General features: G+C 40.5%; 11 protein-coding genes and 3 pseudogenes. 6 read left to right on the plus strand and 8 right to left on the minus strand.

The features are described 5' to 3' along the window. The 5 genes from D0A37_RS22375 to D0A37_RS22395 all read right to left on the minus strand — a co-directional run bounded on the left by D0A37_RS22375 (nucleotide 1) and on the right by D0A37_RS22395 (nucleotide 5,762). Nucleotides 1-909, minus strand: coding sequence for a glycosyltransferase family 2 protein (locus tag D0A37_RS22375; RefSeq protein ID WP_242717653.1), 909 nt, complete (start codon nucleotides 907-909; stop codon nucleotides 1-3). 62 nt (nucleotides 910-971) lie between these two features. Next, nucleotides 972-2,225 (minus strand): glycosyltransferase family 4 protein, encoded by a 1,254-nt coding sequence (locus tag D0A37_RS22380; RefSeq protein WP_242717655.1) that lies wholly within the window; start codon nucleotides 2,223-2,225, stop codon nucleotides 972-974. Nucleotides 2,226-2,249: 24 nt separating this feature from the next. Then, nucleotides 2,250-3,191, minus strand: a complete 942-nt coding sequence (locus tag D0A37_RS22385; protein WP_242717657.1) for a glycosyltransferase family 2 protein — start codon at nucleotides 3,189-3,191, stop codon at nucleotides 2,250-2,252. Nucleotides 3,192-3,210: 19 nt separating this feature from the next. After that, complete coding sequence (locus D0A37_RS22390; RefSeq protein WP_242717659.1) at nucleotides 3,211-4,428, minus strand: hypothetical protein; 1,218 nt, start codon at nucleotides 4,426-4,428, stop codon at nucleotides 3,211-3,213. Further along, nucleotides 4,425-5,762 carry a flippase gene (locus D0A37_RS22395; protein ID WP_242717662.1) on the minus strand — a complete coding sequence of 446 codons (1,338 nt, stop codon included), beginning with the start codon at nucleotides 5,760-5,762 and terminating at the stop codon, nucleotides 4,425-4,427. Before D0A37_RS22395 ends, D0A37_RS22390 begins: the two co-directional genes overlap by 4 nt. 461 nt (nucleotides 5,763-6,223) lie before the next feature. Between D0A37_RS22395 and D0A37_RS22400 the strand changes: the two genes are divergently transcribed. The 5 genes and pseudogenes from D0A37_RS22400 to D0A37_RS22420 all read left to right on the plus strand — a co-directional run bounded on the left by D0A37_RS22400 (nucleotide 6,224) and on the right by D0A37_RS22420 (nucleotide 10,898). Then, the gene (locus D0A37_RS22400; protein ID WP_242717664.1) at nucleotides 6,224-7,147 is read left to right on the plus strand and encodes a glycosyltransferase family protein; all 924 of its coding nucleotides are present in this window, start codon (nucleotides 6,224-6,226) and stop codon (nucleotides 7,145-7,147) included. A 133-nt stretch (nucleotides 7,148-7,280) separates the two neighbouring features. Continuing rightward, nucleotides 7,281-8,177: a polysaccharide pyruvyl transferase family protein gene (locus tag D0A37_RS22405; RefSeq protein ID WP_242717666.1), complete on the plus strand. Its 897-nt coding sequence runs from the start codon at nucleotides 7,281-7,283 to the stop codon at nucleotides 8,175-8,177. 300 nt (nucleotides 8,178-8,477) lie between these two features. Beyond that, nucleotides 8,478-9,627: pseudogene (locus D0A37_RS22410) on the plus strand (ISAs1 family transposase). Between the two features lie 19 nt (nucleotides 9,628-9,646). Then, nucleotides 9,647-10,435: pseudogene (locus D0A37_RS22415) on the plus strand (transposase); the annotation flags it as partial. After that, nucleotides 10,422-10,898 (plus strand): hypothetical protein, encoded by a 477-nt coding sequence (locus D0A37_RS22420; protein ID WP_242717668.1) that lies wholly within the window; start codon nucleotides 10,422-10,424, stop codon nucleotides 10,896-10,898. The pseudogene D0A37_RS22415 and the gene D0A37_RS22420, both read left to right, overlap by 14 nt. Nucleotides 10,899-10,998: 100 nt before the next feature. Here D0A37_RS22420 and D0A37_RS22425 read toward each other — a convergent pair whose 3' ends face one another. Both D0A37_RS22425 and D0A37_RS22430 read right to left on the minus strand, forming a co-directional pair. Continuing rightward, nucleotides 10,999-12,345 (minus strand): NF041680 family putative transposase, encoded by a 1,347-nt coding sequence (locus D0A37_RS22425; protein WP_242717670.1) that lies wholly within the window; start codon nucleotides 12,343-12,345, stop codon nucleotides 10,999-11,001. A gap of 6 nt (nucleotides 12,346-12,351) precedes the next feature. Further along, the gene (locus tag D0A37_RS22430) at nucleotides 12,352-12,789 is read right to left on the minus strand and encodes a hypothetical protein (RefSeq protein ID WP_242717672.1); all 438 of its coding nucleotides are present in this window, start codon (nucleotides 12,787-12,789) and stop codon (nucleotides 12,352-12,354) included. Between the two features lie 224 nt (nucleotides 12,790-13,013). Here D0A37_RS22430 and D0A37_RS22435 point away from each other — a divergent pair. After that, a pseudogene (locus tag D0A37_RS22435) lies at nucleotides 13,014-13,970 on the plus strand (IS630 family transposase). Here D0A37_RS22435 and D0A37_RS22440 read toward each other — a convergent pair. Further along, nucleotides 13,936-14,646, minus strand: coding sequence for a hypothetical protein (locus D0A37_RS22440; protein WP_242717674.1), 711 nt, complete (start codon nucleotides 14,644-14,646; stop codon nucleotides 13,936-13,938). The pseudogene D0A37_RS22435 and the gene D0A37_RS22440 overlap by 35 nt on opposite strands. Nucleotides 14,647-14,657: the final 11 nt, after the last annotated feature.

Below are 14,657 nucleotides of genomic sequence, written 5' to 3' on the forward strand. Positions count from 1 at the left end.
CTATTCACCTTGAGTTTTGTTTTTAGTCAATCCCAGTTTACTTAACACTGAAAGCCAAACTAACCTGCGATAAGGTAGCAGCCAATAAATTGGCCACAACCAGCCACCATGCCGCTGAGTAAATACTTTCCATTCTTGAGCCGGTTGCAGGGTAGTATCTTTGAACGATAAACCTTTCGGTTGGCTCATTTTATCCAATCCTTCCCTTAAATTATCAGCAGCCGTTTTGGTCACCTGGGGGTTGAGAGAACAAGTGCCTAAATAGCCAGGAGCAATCCAAACTGTACATCCTTTCTGTCTGGCTCGTAAACCATAATCCCAATCGCCAATATAATGGACAAAAGCCGGATCGAGGTTGCCGACCCTTTGCACAACACTGCGGGGAATTAATACGCAGTTGCCGTGCATAGTATCGCACATCTGAGGCTCTTTGGTTGGTTCTAGGACACCATATCGGAAGGGGTGCAAAGGGTTATTTCGCACCACACCGCCGTATGTTGTTTGACCCGTTTCGGGGTCGCAGGTTGAACCGCCAATGATTGCTTTGGTTTCTCCTTTTTCTGATAACTTTTGAGTGGTTTCTAGCAAGACACTTACGGTTTCTGGATAAATAAGAGTGTCATCATTTAACCATAGGTAGTAGTCGGGATCATCTTTCATTGCTTCGGTGAAAGCCCCACGCATTCCCCCGTTCCAAAATAAGTTTCCATCGCCGGAAAAAATCTTGACTTGAGGGTAGGTTTGACGAACTGCCTCGCTGGTTCCGTCCGTGCTGGCATCATCGACTAGATAAGCTAAAATATCAACATCGGCTGGAAGTGCCTGCTTAAAAAGAGCATCTAAGCAAGCTAATGTTTTCTCTTTGCGGTTAAAGCAAGTTAAAAGGGTGGCGATTTTAGTACGGTTCATTATTCCCAATGTGGTCGCTTTTAGGGATAGTCAGGTGAAATTTACTACGTAAAATCTGATTTTTACTTTGGAGTTGACAAAACCTCGTTAAAAATAGACAAATAGCGATTTGCTTGTATGTCTAAGGTAAATTCTTGTTCCACTTTTTGGCGGGCGCGAATACAAAGTTTTTGATGCCGATTGGGATCTTCTAAAACCCAAGCAATCCCTCGCGCTAAGTCTTCTGTTTCATAAGGTTTAGCTAAATAGCCATTTGAGCAGTGTTCGATCATATCGGGCAGTCCCCCAATATTGAATGCGACGCTGGGGATGCCGCAAGCAAGAGCTTCCATGACTGTATTTGGCAAGTTATCTATCACGGAAGGGGCGACAAAAATATCTGCTGCGGCATAAACAGTGGCTAGGGAAATATCATCTGCGAGTCTCCCCAAATAGTGAGTTTTAAAACCAAGTTCAATGGGATTTTCTGGTTGAGAAGAGCCAAAAACCAGCAACTCTATCCTATTTTTCCAGCCTGATTTACTGAGGCTTTGTAAAGCGGGTACGAGCAAGTTAAATCCTTTCCAGCGATCGCCCGTTCCACCTGCACCTCCAAAGAGTACAATTTGTTTATCTTGAGGCAAGTTCAGGATTTCTCGCGCCCAGTGACGATTTATGGGTTTGTACTTTTGAGTATTGATGCCATTAGGAATTATTTCAACTCGAAAATCTTTGAATAAAGAACTAGAATGAGCGCATTTCGCTAACCAAACACTAGGGCTAACCAAAGTTAGGTTAAGCTTATCCCAAGCTTTAGCTTTTCGCTGCCACACCCACCGCGACAGATCCGAATCTTTATTACTGTGAAGTTGCGGACAGCTACCACAAGATTGAGTGTAGTGATTGCAATCTTCACTATAGTGACAGCCACCTGTAAAAGGCCACATATCATGCAGCGTCCAAACTAAGGGCTGCTTAAACTTGGGAATACTTTCTACTTGTAAATAACCTCCACAAACCCAGTGTAAATTAATAATATCAGGAGCGAGTAGCCCAACTCTATCCGATAGAGCATCTGGCAGCAATTCTGTAGAAAATATAACGGGGTCTCTCTGAGGGTAGAGCCGCAATGGTGCATTAGATAAAGTTGATATCATCTTGTCAAACTTAGCCCCAATACTATTTGGTGACGAAATTACATTGGGATCGCCACTACTCTTATTTTTTACCAGCATTTGCGAAGATACACCAATCCCCTGGAAACCTTGGTGCAGTCGATAAGCGGCGCGGGCAGCTCCCCCTTCACTATCAGAACTATTGAGAAGTACAACCTTCATTTCCCCTGCCTCTCCTCTAGATTTCTAGCTGACTTTGCCTGATTTTTTCAAAAGCTTATTGACTTTTTTTTGCACCTTTCTTAGCAATGGCGGAGCGTAATCATATAAAGTGTTTTCAGTAAAATTATCTGCTTGCACATTCCGAATTGCAAAGGCTGGGTGTTTCATCGGAAATGTTATAGCTTCTACAGGCAGATTACTATAAGGACTGTTGACATCCTCCGTATTAGTTCCCCCTACACCATGTCCGATATTAGAAGCCAAATTGACATTCGTAAGAATATTCATACCATTTTGAATAAAACTAGCCAATGTCCACTGAAAAGCCCAACTCTGTAATTTTTTTTCATAACAAATCTGAAAAGTATTTGTCCAAACTTTTACAGGATGGGAGTCTCCCAGCACATCCATCAAAAAATTACCATCCCGAATTTCCTGCCACAACTTCATATCTAAATCATAATGCTGCCAAGCTCGCCTCCAACTCGCCCAGCTCCAGCAGTGATCATAGCGAGAAAAGTAGTAACTATAATCAGTTCTTTTTCGCCCCAACTGAACATTTTGACCAGAGATTGACAGAATCCGCTGAACGTCTCGGTAACGCTCCGGCAATTCTTCAGCGAAGCGGAAAAAAGTAGGATGAGGGAGACAGTCATCCTCAAGAATAATTGCCTCTTCAACTGTATCAATAACCCAATTCATACCGCTAGAAACCCGCAGGCGACAACCGAGATTTACGTCTGCGTAATTCTTCAAAGCTTCGCAGTCCCAATCTACTGGGTCAATAATAGCTCTAGCGGCAGCACATTCTTGATCTTCTCCAGGCCTATCTGGACGTCGGCCGTCAGCAATTACTAGCAATTTGGGAGGTTTGACCTGACGAATTGCCTCAAATACTCTAGCCGTTGTATCTCGACGTTTGAAAATGATAAAAGCGAGGGGTGTTTGGATTTGGTAATTGAACATTTCTTAGACTCTACTTTTCCTAGTAGTCTTCTACATCTGAATTAACAAGATCAGCAGTCATCTGCGATTTAAAATTAAACCACTTCTGAAGCATTACAGCCGCTATGAATGCCAGTGTATCATTGCTAGTCTGATAGGGCAAAAATCTATAGCGAAAACTAGCCATTCTCGGGTCACCTTCTTGGTATAAAATATCTTGGGCAAAGTTCCCCCAACGCTCATCTATCAAATCAATTGTCATACCAGCATGAGCCGAAGGTAGCAACATATTAGAGCCGTGAAGACCAATTACTAAGCGGCTTTGTGAATAAACCTGGCATATTTCCTTTTCAACTTTTTTATTAAAACTATCCACTCTGTAATCTTCAATCCATGCTGGAAACTTGGTTTTTGTCCCCAAACCAGCTACTGCAAATTTTGCTTCTGGTACTTGCAACCTGATTTTCTCAAATAACTGCTGAATTTTCAAATTTTGCAATGGCAATGCCCTTTCTCGTTGATTGAGTTTTTTCAGAACTCGGAACAGCCCACTGTTAACTAATAAACGATCTTCCCGCCAAATAAAAGTAATTCTTGTTTCTGGTTCATCAAATTTGTGTTTGGGAACTCTAGTAAACCGCGTAATGTCAAACTGACTAGGATGAGAATGGGCTTCGCTGACATAAATTTCATCAAAGCGTTTAGTTTCTTCCTCAACAAACTCGGCGAAGCTAGGATAGTAAGTTTGACCATTTTTTAAAGAAATAGGTACTGTCCAGACTTCTGCAACTTCATCAGGAACCATCCACCTTAGAAACTTAGGAACTATCACAACTAACCCGCAGTCAGAGTTGCATTCTAAGTGCCTTTGTGCATTTAGCAACTTGAGCAGAGAGTGACCATAAAGATGATCGATACAGTTTAAGATAATTGCCCGATTGCAGGGTTTAAAAATTTCCTTGACTATATCAAGTTTATCGGGTTGAGGATTTTGGAGTGAATTGAGTAATGGTTTGCCTAACCATTCTTTTCTGTAAGCAACCGCCGCAAAAACTTCTTCTTTGATTAAATTAACTTGAAGGTAGTTGTTCACTCCATGACCTACTCTCAAATCGTCGATGATTTCGCTGCCACATACCGCGCACTTACAGTCCAGAACAATATGTATCCCTTGCCACAAAATATTTTTTGCATGGAGCTCTGTCCCGCAATAGGGGCAATTTGAGCGCTGTTCGATTTTAGGTTTAATTTGAATCACTTTACTAATCCTCGGATTCTACAAGCTGCCTTGTATAAGTTAAGGGATCGCCAGATGAAATTTCCGAATGGGCGCAATTCCTTAATCAAGAAATTGACTAATATAATCACGTAAAAATAAGTTATCAGAGTAGCCACCGTTGCTCCAAAAGCTCCATACTTAGGAATCAGCAAAAAGTTTAACCCTACGTTAAAAATAGATCCGACTACAGTCAAGTAAAGACCGTAACGCAACTGACCTTCTATGTTCAAATATGTACTCCGTGCTACTCCAAAGTTACTGCCAAATTGGGCCCAAACATAGATTGCCAGTACCGCTGCTGACTTCGCATAGTTTTCACCGTAAAGCAGATGCACTATCCAGGGAGAAAGTAATGAGATCGGTAGGGCCACTCCCAACCATAAAAATATCATAATATCCGAGTAAATTTGAAATTTATTTAGATATTCTTCATAATTTGTCTTTCTCAAATTCGCTAATTTGGGAAAAAGAGAGCTTGATATGATCATCGGCAAAAAATCGCAGATTTCCGAAATTTTAACAGCGGCAGCATAATAGCCCAGTTCCGCATTTTTATTCATCGCACCGAGCATGATCTGATCGGTTTTTGAGTACACATAAATGGCCAATCCCGACAAAATTATCGGCCAACTCTCCGATAGGAGTTCCTTACACCGCTCCCAACTGAATTGCCAATCCTTAATTTTATTCCCAGTAAGCTTATAAAAATATACATAAGCCATTCCTACCAATGCCACCTCTGCCAATCGAATCCAGGCGAAGGCAAGCAGGGGGGCTTTAATTGTCACTAACCCAATTCTGACAGCAGCAACTAAAAAACATACCGAATTTTTCGCCAACACTGTATATTTTGACTGGATTTGCGACTGAAACCAAAAATTGATTGCCTCAAAAGCATTAAAGATAGTTCCTGCAGCGATGATACCTACCAGCCACCGAGTCAGAGTGTCGTTGGGCTTGAGTAGCGCAATCACCGTGACAGTTAACAACAAAGTGATGCAGCCACCAGTAAATTGCAGTCCGAAGGCAGTTCCCAGGGTCTCATTTTTGCATTCTGGGTCGCGAGCGATATTCCTCACTACCAGAGTACCCAACCCCATCGTTGCCACCGAACTAAACAGCGACACAAAAGCCATCGCGTAGTTGAGCAATCCAAATTGTGTCGGACCAAGATAGCGAGCCACCCAAAGGCCTACAAACAGACCTAGACCCATCTGCAAGATTTGGTCAGTGAACAGCCAAGCTATGTTGCTGATTACCTGGCGCAGACCCGGACCAAGCTTTTGACCTATACCAGCCAACTTGTCTAACATCGGCAATTTTAAAGTTTTACCAAATAAAAATACATTTTTTGAACTTTTTGCAATCTAGCCAGAGTAGTAATGATTTATAGTATATCATAAGATTAGCACTTATGCAGGATTTATACCAATCACCCTAACTACAACTTTTACCACTATGTATTCTAAAATTTCAAATACCCTACGATTCGTTTAACCTAAATGAGTATTATTACTCACTTAGGTTAGTAATTAGGTTAGTTTAGCTCATTTGCCAGAACAAGTGATGAGATTTGTAGGTGGGGTTTAACCCAACTCCTATCCCTACAAATGCAAAGGTGAAAGCATAATCCCTAGTTTCCTGGGTATGATCCACTCTGCTAAAGCAGGATTAAAAGGCAGAACTGAACTACTGAGAGCCAAACTTGGTAAATGTTGAGCAAGCAGTCTAGGCGTAGCGAAAGCAAAAAGGATGATAAGTTGGAGTTTAATATATGAAAACACCTGTGGCTTTTTTTGGATTTAATCGCCCTCATACAACAGAGAGGGTATTTGCAGCGATTCGGGAAGTTAAACCGCCTAAACTTCTACTCGTGGTTGATGGGCCACGCTCTGATAAGCCAGAGGAAGCTGAAAAATGTGCTGAGGTAAGGGCCATAATTGAAAAAGTGGACTGGGATTGTCAAGTTTATAAAAATTATGCTGAGGCTAATATGGGCTGTAAGCACAGGGTAGCTAGTGGGTTAGATTGGGTATTTAATACAGTAGAAGAAGCAATTATTGTGGAAGATGATTGCTTGCCAAATCCATCTTTTTTTGAATTTTGTGAAGAAATGCTGGATTTATATAGAAATGAACCCAGGGTAATGATGATTAGTGGGACTAATTATTTGGAGGAATGGAAATCCGATAGGCAAAGTTATCATTTTTCTTATTATGGAGGTATTTGGGGCTGGGCTTCTTGGCAGAGGGCCTGGCAATTTTATGATATTAATATGCAGGCTTGGATCAATCCTGACGTGAAAGCAAAAATTAAAGCTATACTGGCTGATGAGGCTCAGTATAAAATTAGAGCGCGGGATTTGGAAAATACTTTTCAGGGTAAGGTAGATACGTGGGATTTTCAATGGAGTTTTGCTCGCTTGGCTCAAGGGGGCTTGTCGATCGTGCCTTGTGTCAATTTGGTGGCTAATTTAGGTTTTGGCTTAGCGGCTACTCATACTGGAACTCTCAATAAGGAAATAGCAGAAATGAAACAATTAGATTTAAGGTTTCCTCTTGAAATCAATGATAATCTGATGGGTGATCGAGAGTACGATCGATTAATGTTTGAAAAACTCTTTATCACCCATGAGAGTTTGATTAATAAGGTGATCAAACACTTAAAAAAAATCCCCGATAAACTCTGGTTAAAATGATTTTGGCGATTCTTAATGAAATGATACGAAATGTCACTGTCAACTTACTCAAGTTAATGAAAAATAGGCTATGAAAACTATTTCCGTCTTGGATACCTCAATCTGTAGCTCTAATTTAGGAGACCAGATCATTATGGATGCAGTGAATAGCATTTTATATGAGATGTTTCCCGATCGACTATTTATTAATTTTCCTACCCATGATGTCATATCGAGCGATTCTTACCGCTTGATGAGTAAAAGCAGTTTAATTTTTGTCGGTGGGACTAATTTATTGTCTTCTAACATGAACTCCTATAATCAATGGAAGGTCACTTTAATTGACTCTCTATTTATTACAGATATTACGCTAATGGGTGTGGGATGGTGGCAATACCAAAATCAGCCTAATTTATATACCAAAATTTTGTATAAACGGCTATTAAGTAAAAAATATCTGCACTCAGTGAGAGACAGTTACACAGAAAAACAGCTAAAATCGATCGGGATTAATAATGTAATTAATACTGCTTGTCCTACTATGTGGAAATTAACAGAGGAACATTGTGTCCAAATTCCTCAAGGTAAAGCAGAGTCAGTATTAGTTACTTTTACTGAGTATAATCAAAATCCTAGTTTTGATAAGGAGTTAGTGGAATTACTGAAACAGGAATATAAGTTAATTTATTACTGGACGCAACAGCCCAAAGATTATCAGTACATGAAAGATATATGTGGCGAGCGAGCAATTTATCTTAATCCGAGCTTATCAGCTTTAGATATGGCTTTGTCTCGGTATCCGGTTGATTATGTAGGGACACGATTACACGCTGGGATTAGAGCTTTACAATATAAAAGGAGAACTTTAATTCTGTCAGTTGATAATCGCGCTACAGAAATTTCTAAAGATACTAATTTGCCAGTCGTACAAAGAGATGATTTAAACAGTGTGGCTAATTGGATTAATGCTAAAGAAGAAACTTTAGTAAAAATCCCTTTAACAGCCATTAAGGAGTGGAAAAAGCAATTTTTAGCGACTGACTGTCAATAATTATTAGGTAACCTGTTACGCATTTAAACTGTATATTCTAGCAAGCGAGGACGCTTACACTGCAAGGATTTCACGGTTACCCAATAACCTATTTAGATCAGGGTAAGCTCATCTAATTTGGTATAAATTGTACTTGACAAAACAAACAAAATATACAAAGTAGCCCGAGCGTCAGTAACGGTTCTATAATGCCTCAAAAGCTAAGTCATCAAGGTAAGGAAAAGTTTATGAGTATGAGTAAAGGATTCGCTCCCTCTTGCGCGAGCGGAAAAATCCTCAGATCTCAACAAGCCAAAACCAATCTCTATCGAAGATTTACAAGCTGGCTTTTCAAATTATTTTGATGACGTACCAGACCCAAGAGTGGAGCGAACCAAACACCACTTACTCAAAGATATTCTCGTCATTGCCTTATTAGCTGTGATAGCCGGAGCCCATGGGTGGGAAGACATGGAAAATTATGGAATCAGTAAGCTTACCTGGTTACAAAAGTTTTTAAAGTTACCCAATGGCATCCCAAGTGACGATACATTCCGTCGGGTCTTTGAAAAGCTAGAGCCAAAAATTTTCGAGCAAAAATTAGCTCAATGGATTAACCAATTAATCGGGTCAATTGACCAAGAAGTGATCCCGATTGATGGAAAAAGTCTGAGAGGGTCTTATGACCGAACAAAAGGGGTGAAAAACTTACATTTAGTGACGACGTGGGCGAGTGAACATCGGTTAGTCTTGGGACAAGTCAAAGTTGAAGACCATTCAAATGAAATCACAGCGATCCCGGCCTTATTGGAATTAATTGACATCACCGGAGCCATTATTACGATTGATGCGATGGGGACGCAAACCGAGATTGTTCGGTTAATTCGTCAGAAAAAAGCCGATTATGTAGTCACCTTAAAAAGTAATCATCCCACTCTTTATAATCAAGTAAAAAACTGGTTTGAGATGGCTAAATCTCAACAGTTTGAGGGAATTGAAGTGAGTCAGGATTCCCGAACAGAAAAGGGACATCATCGCGTCGAAATTAGAAAAGTTTGGGCGGTGCCAGTGGCGGCATTAGGAGGAGTTTATAAACAAGAACAATGGACAGATATTCAAACGATTGTTATCGTCGAAAGAATCCGTCATCTTTGGAATAAAACCACTCACGAGGTGCAGTTTTACCTAAGTTCTTTACCAGTGGATGCTCAGCTTAATGGGCGTGCAATTCGTCAACATTGGGGGATTGAAAACCAAGTCCATTGGACTTTAGATGTCACCTTTAATGAAGATCAATGCCGCATTCGGTCGTTAAACAGCCCTCAAAACTTGGCTCTTCTAAGACGAAGGGCACTTAATGCCATCAATCAAGAAACTACTCAAGGAGCGTAGTGTGCTACAAAAAAAGAAACGAGCGGCGATGAATGATGACTATATGATGCAGATTCTCAAGTGCTTGTGTCAAGCCTGATTGAGATGCTCTTACCCTGCATATTGAACAGCTAATAGAGTTAGGCGCGACCCTAGAAAATCTGAATAAAAAGCAATATAAAACCTTGCTAGTCCTCGCCGAAGTCTATCGCCAACAGCAATGGTTATTTGAGAATAATAAACAGAGTATAGAAGATAGAATAGTAAGTTTAAGCCAACCCCCCATCCGTCCCATGGTCAGAGGGAAAGCAGGAAAAAATCTAGAGTTTGGAGCAAAACTGTCAGCGAGTTGCTTTGAAGGATATGTATTTTTAGACCGGATGAGTTGGGATAATTTTAACGAATCGGGAGACTTAAAAGCCAAAATAAAAGCATTTAAAAGTTACACAGGATACTATCCAGAATCAGTCCATGCATATCGCATTTATCGAACAAGGGAAAACCGAGCTTGGTGTAAAGAAAGAGGAATTAGAATTAGTGGGCCTCCGTTAGGAAGACCACCAGCAAATGTCACTAAGGAAACAAAGAAACAAGCCTGGGAAGATGAGAGAATTCGTAACTCTATTGAGGGCAAATTCGGACAAGGTAAACGAAGATTCAGCTTGAATCGCGTGATGGCAAAACTTGATAATACTTCTGGTACAGCCATTGCTATTACTTTTTTAGTAATGAACCTTTCTACCTGGTTAAGACGGGTTTTTTGTGTGTTTTTATGTCAGAAACCGAAAATTACACCTATTTACAGGTCCGTTATTATCAAAAACTATAACTGGACAAGTTATAGAAAAAAAAAATTATGTTTCGCCGAACTTGAATCATTCCTCAATTGCGATCGTGATTTTTCTTAACTTATTCAGCAAGCCCTATTTAAAGGATGTTCAAGTTACGAAGCAAAAAGGGTTTGGCAAATTTGATATTGCAGCTTATTGGAAGCGTCGATATAGAGGTCATGGGGAAGACGAAGGTTGGTATCTGCTCACCAATTTCGGAACTCTGAAAGAAGCTGTCACCACATTTAAATGTCGGAGTGGAATCGAAGCTATGTTCAAAGATTGTAAAACAGGAGGCTATAATCTTGAAAAAAGTCACGCTTCTACTGAGCGCTTGAAAACTTTAATTTTATTGATAGCTTTTGCGTACAGTTGCGCCACTTTACAAGGGAAAGAAATTCAAAAGCTCGGTATTCAAAAATATGTGGATCGCCTAACAGAAAAACCGCGAACTATACGCCGACATAGTAGTTTTTGGATGGGATTGTATGGTCATTCTTGGGTAATAGGAATAGAATGTTGTGAAAAAATGATTGAGTAATTAATGGCAATAAGACGGAATTGGAGTTTAGACTAAGCACAAATTGACTCAGCATGAGCTGAGTGGAAAAAATGGTTGATCAGCTAGAGAGTTCTCAAGGTTAACTTACGAATTTTGTTGATTTTTGGAACCGACCTTTACCCTTTTTCACCACAGGATAGCGACATCTTTGAGTGCGAGGTTTTCCTGGTTGCCATCCATCTGAATTTCCTCGGCGTTTGGGAGCAACAGTGGGAGTCCCAATCTTGATTAAAAGTGGAAGCATTGATTGTGCAACCCTTCCACGAGTCAATTCAGGGAGAGACTTTTGCCAGGGGAGACGAGTTTCTCTCACTAAATCTTTAGCTAACCATAATTGCCAGGTCACTAATGGCATCAAATCGCTCCATCGTTGACATTGTTCAGGGGTACTCAACTTCGGTACAGTCCAATGCAAGGTTTGTTTCGCTAAGCGATACCAGTGCTCGATGGAAAAACGACGTAGATATAGTTGCCAAATTGCTGTCAGATGTGGCATTTGGAGACCAACCCAAACTAACCACAAAGGTTGACTATTTAATCGACCTGTTACAGTTTCTAAACGTTCGACTAAAATCAAGGTCATGGGATGTTTGGGACTGCCTCGAAAATGCAAGTCATCCCATTTTCTTAACCGAATTTTTCCGAGTTTCGCCTCAACAGATTCGAGGGTTTGTTCTGGTTCCCACCAACTTTGAGAGTCGTTGAGCTTAAACTGTTGACCGTGAATTTTCGGCCGTCCTCTACCAGTAGAAGCGGTCGGTGCTGACCACAAGCAACGATTAGAACGAATACGCATTAGTTTATCAGCGGCGATCGCAGCGGTTGCTTTGATCAAAGGAGCACACCCATACTCACTATCAAATAAGGCGATCGGTCTATGCTGAAGATATTCACACACTTGTGCCAATTGTTCAGCGCCTTTACTGATCGGGTTGTCCCAACTGGTAATACGTTCGTGGCTTAAGGGCAGTGCCCAACTACCGATGGTTGAAGGTATCCAGGCGATCGTACTATAGCCTTGACCGATACCAACAGGTATGCCATGAGGCAAGGCGGTGGGTTGATGTTCGTAAGTACGCTCTTTGAGGGTAGGTGCATGGGGCCTTAACCATGCTGTATGATCGATCGCCAATACTGGACGTTCAACTTGAGACATCTGTTGGATGTATAGTTGCATCAATTTTGCTCGGTCTGGTCTACAATCTTGCACCGCCTCGTAGACGCTTGACCACTCACGTCGAAATAAAGGACTGAGAGCAAAATCTCCTAAACATGAGACGTGGCGGGTCGTCATCGCTGCATCTGCCAGCTCAAATGTGGCATCTTTGGCATTGCCGAGACATTCATAAGCTTGTTGACGAAATTCGTATAATTGTTCAAACAGAGATTGCCGGTAGATTTGAGATTTTTTGCTGGGGGGTGACAAAAAGGTCTACGAGATAGACTGTATAAGGGTTGCGGCCCGCATACCTTGTTGATAAAAGCGGCGTTTATTTGGAGTTAACTTCATTAACTGTTCTACCTCGTCAGAATATTGTTCTAGATAATTGACCCACTTTTCTCCATCTAAACCAACACCAAATGTACTCCGTCTTCGATATCTTTTTTTAGGTTCTTTGCGGCGAGATACATATTTGTGAACCTGCTTTTTTCTCATTTCAGTGCCTTGAAATATTACCGAACTGTAGGCGAGCGTCATGAGCAAAATCATGTTAATAAGCCGGTCTCCTTTTAAGCTAGTTCCTTCAAGATCGTAGCCTCCTGTTTTACAGTCTCGGAACATTTCTTCAATACCCATCCGCTGCTTATAAGCATTGATGGCTGCTGGTAATGAGCCTAAATCTGTGAGAATAAACCATGCTTCATCCACCTTCCATCCCCCGTAGTTCCTTTTCCACTTACAAGCAATATAGCATTTCTCAGAAAGATGAGGTATGATATAACTGACTTGAACGGAATGAAAAATATAGAAACCTAAAATGTTATGCAGCTCTAATTAAATGGAAGGCTCTTCGAGCAGTAGTCCCTCACCCCATAGCAGTCACTCGAATGACAACTATCAATAATTTTAGCAAGTATCACACATTAGTAAAAATGAAAACTTATTCGATTGATTTTAGACAAAAAATTATGGACGTGTACCATAATGAACCGCTGTCACAAAGAGCAATAGCCAACCGTTTTTGTGTAGCCCTAAGTTTTGTCCAAAAAATAATTAAACAGTATCGTGAGACCCAAAATATTGCTCCTCGAACTGAGCGATGCGGAGTCAAATTAAAACTGAATGCAGAGCAACTGCTGATCAAGCGCGAAATTGATTGAAGAAAATAATGATGCGACTCTCGAAGAACTCCGTTATTTACTCTACCAAAAAATTGGTTTTACCATCAGCGTAGCAACGATGGGAAGAATGGCAAAACTCTTAAACATGACCTTAAAAAAAAACTCTTTTCCCGTCAGACAAAGGCAGTGAAAGAGTTCAGAACCTGCGATATTAGTTCTGGCAAAAAATTCGACAAATTTGTTTGAAAGACTTAATATTCATTGATGAATGTGGAGTAAACTTGGCAATGGTTAGGTTATATGCAAGGGAGGCTAAAAGGTTCAAGAGCCCAGGGGCCAAAACCGAATAAACGGGGCAGAAATGTCTCAATAATTGGAGCTATATCGGTCAACGAAATCCTAACATCCATCAATTTAACAGGTACAACTGATACAATTACATTTGAGGCTTTTATTATCCGAAAGCGAGTACCAAAACTCTGGAAAGCGGTTTGTGTAGTGATGGATAATTGTACTATTCATACCGGAGAAGAAATAGAAAAAGCCATCAAAAAGAAAGGGGCAAAATTAATATACTTGTCGCCCTATTCGCCCGACTTCTCACCAATTGAACATTTATGGTCAAAACTCAAAAACATTCTCCGTTCTATCAAGACGACTAATTATCGAGAATTAGCAAAAGCGATAGAGTTTGCGTTCAATCAAGTTACATTATCCGATCTTGGGAATTGGTTTACTCACTGCTGTTATTGTACCTCATCTTTCTGAGAAACGCTATATCAAATCCGGTCGCAGGTCGAGTTTTCCTCACTCTTTTTCCCTGACAATATAAAGAGGTTCCTGGTACTATTCCTAATTCATCTAACCGTTGCCAAACTAAATGTTCCGTTTCGATACAATGATTCTTTTTCAGTCTTAAACAAAAAGATACACCCTTTTCCCTTAGCCAGTTTCCCAAATCAACAGAACAAAATTCACGGTCTCCTAAAACGATGACTTTATATTCTGAAAATAATGGTAAAACTTGCTGTAAATTGGTAGTCTGTGACTCGAAGCTACTGTTTCCCAATTTGGGCAAGAGTGACCAGTATAATGGAATTGCTCTTCGCTCCCAGATCAGGCTAACCATAAAGAGATTAATGCGCCCCCATTGACTGCGGTCGATTGATCTTGATAAACGAGTACCAATGGGGCAATAAGTGGTCAACCAATAAGTAATTAATGGGAACCAAATTAATGAGATAGTTAAATTTGGTAAATCCAGAAATATTTGTAGTTTTCTGCGCCGACTTTCGGTTGTAATTGGATAGGGAAATACCCGGGAGAGCCGTTCTAATCTCACTTGTTTTTCTGATTGTATCAAGGGTAGCAAGATTCCAATCAGTTTAAATTGAGCTGAACTTAGTTGGTTTTTTAAATGAATGAGGTAGAATGTTGGTATCATTATTTTTTAGA

Origin of the sequence: Microcoleus vaginatus HSN003 (assembly GCF_022701255.1) — a bacterium.
Classification (GTDB): Bacteria; Cyanobacteriota; Cyanobacteriia; order Cyanobacteriales; family Microcoleaceae; genus Microcoleus; species Microcoleus vaginatus_B.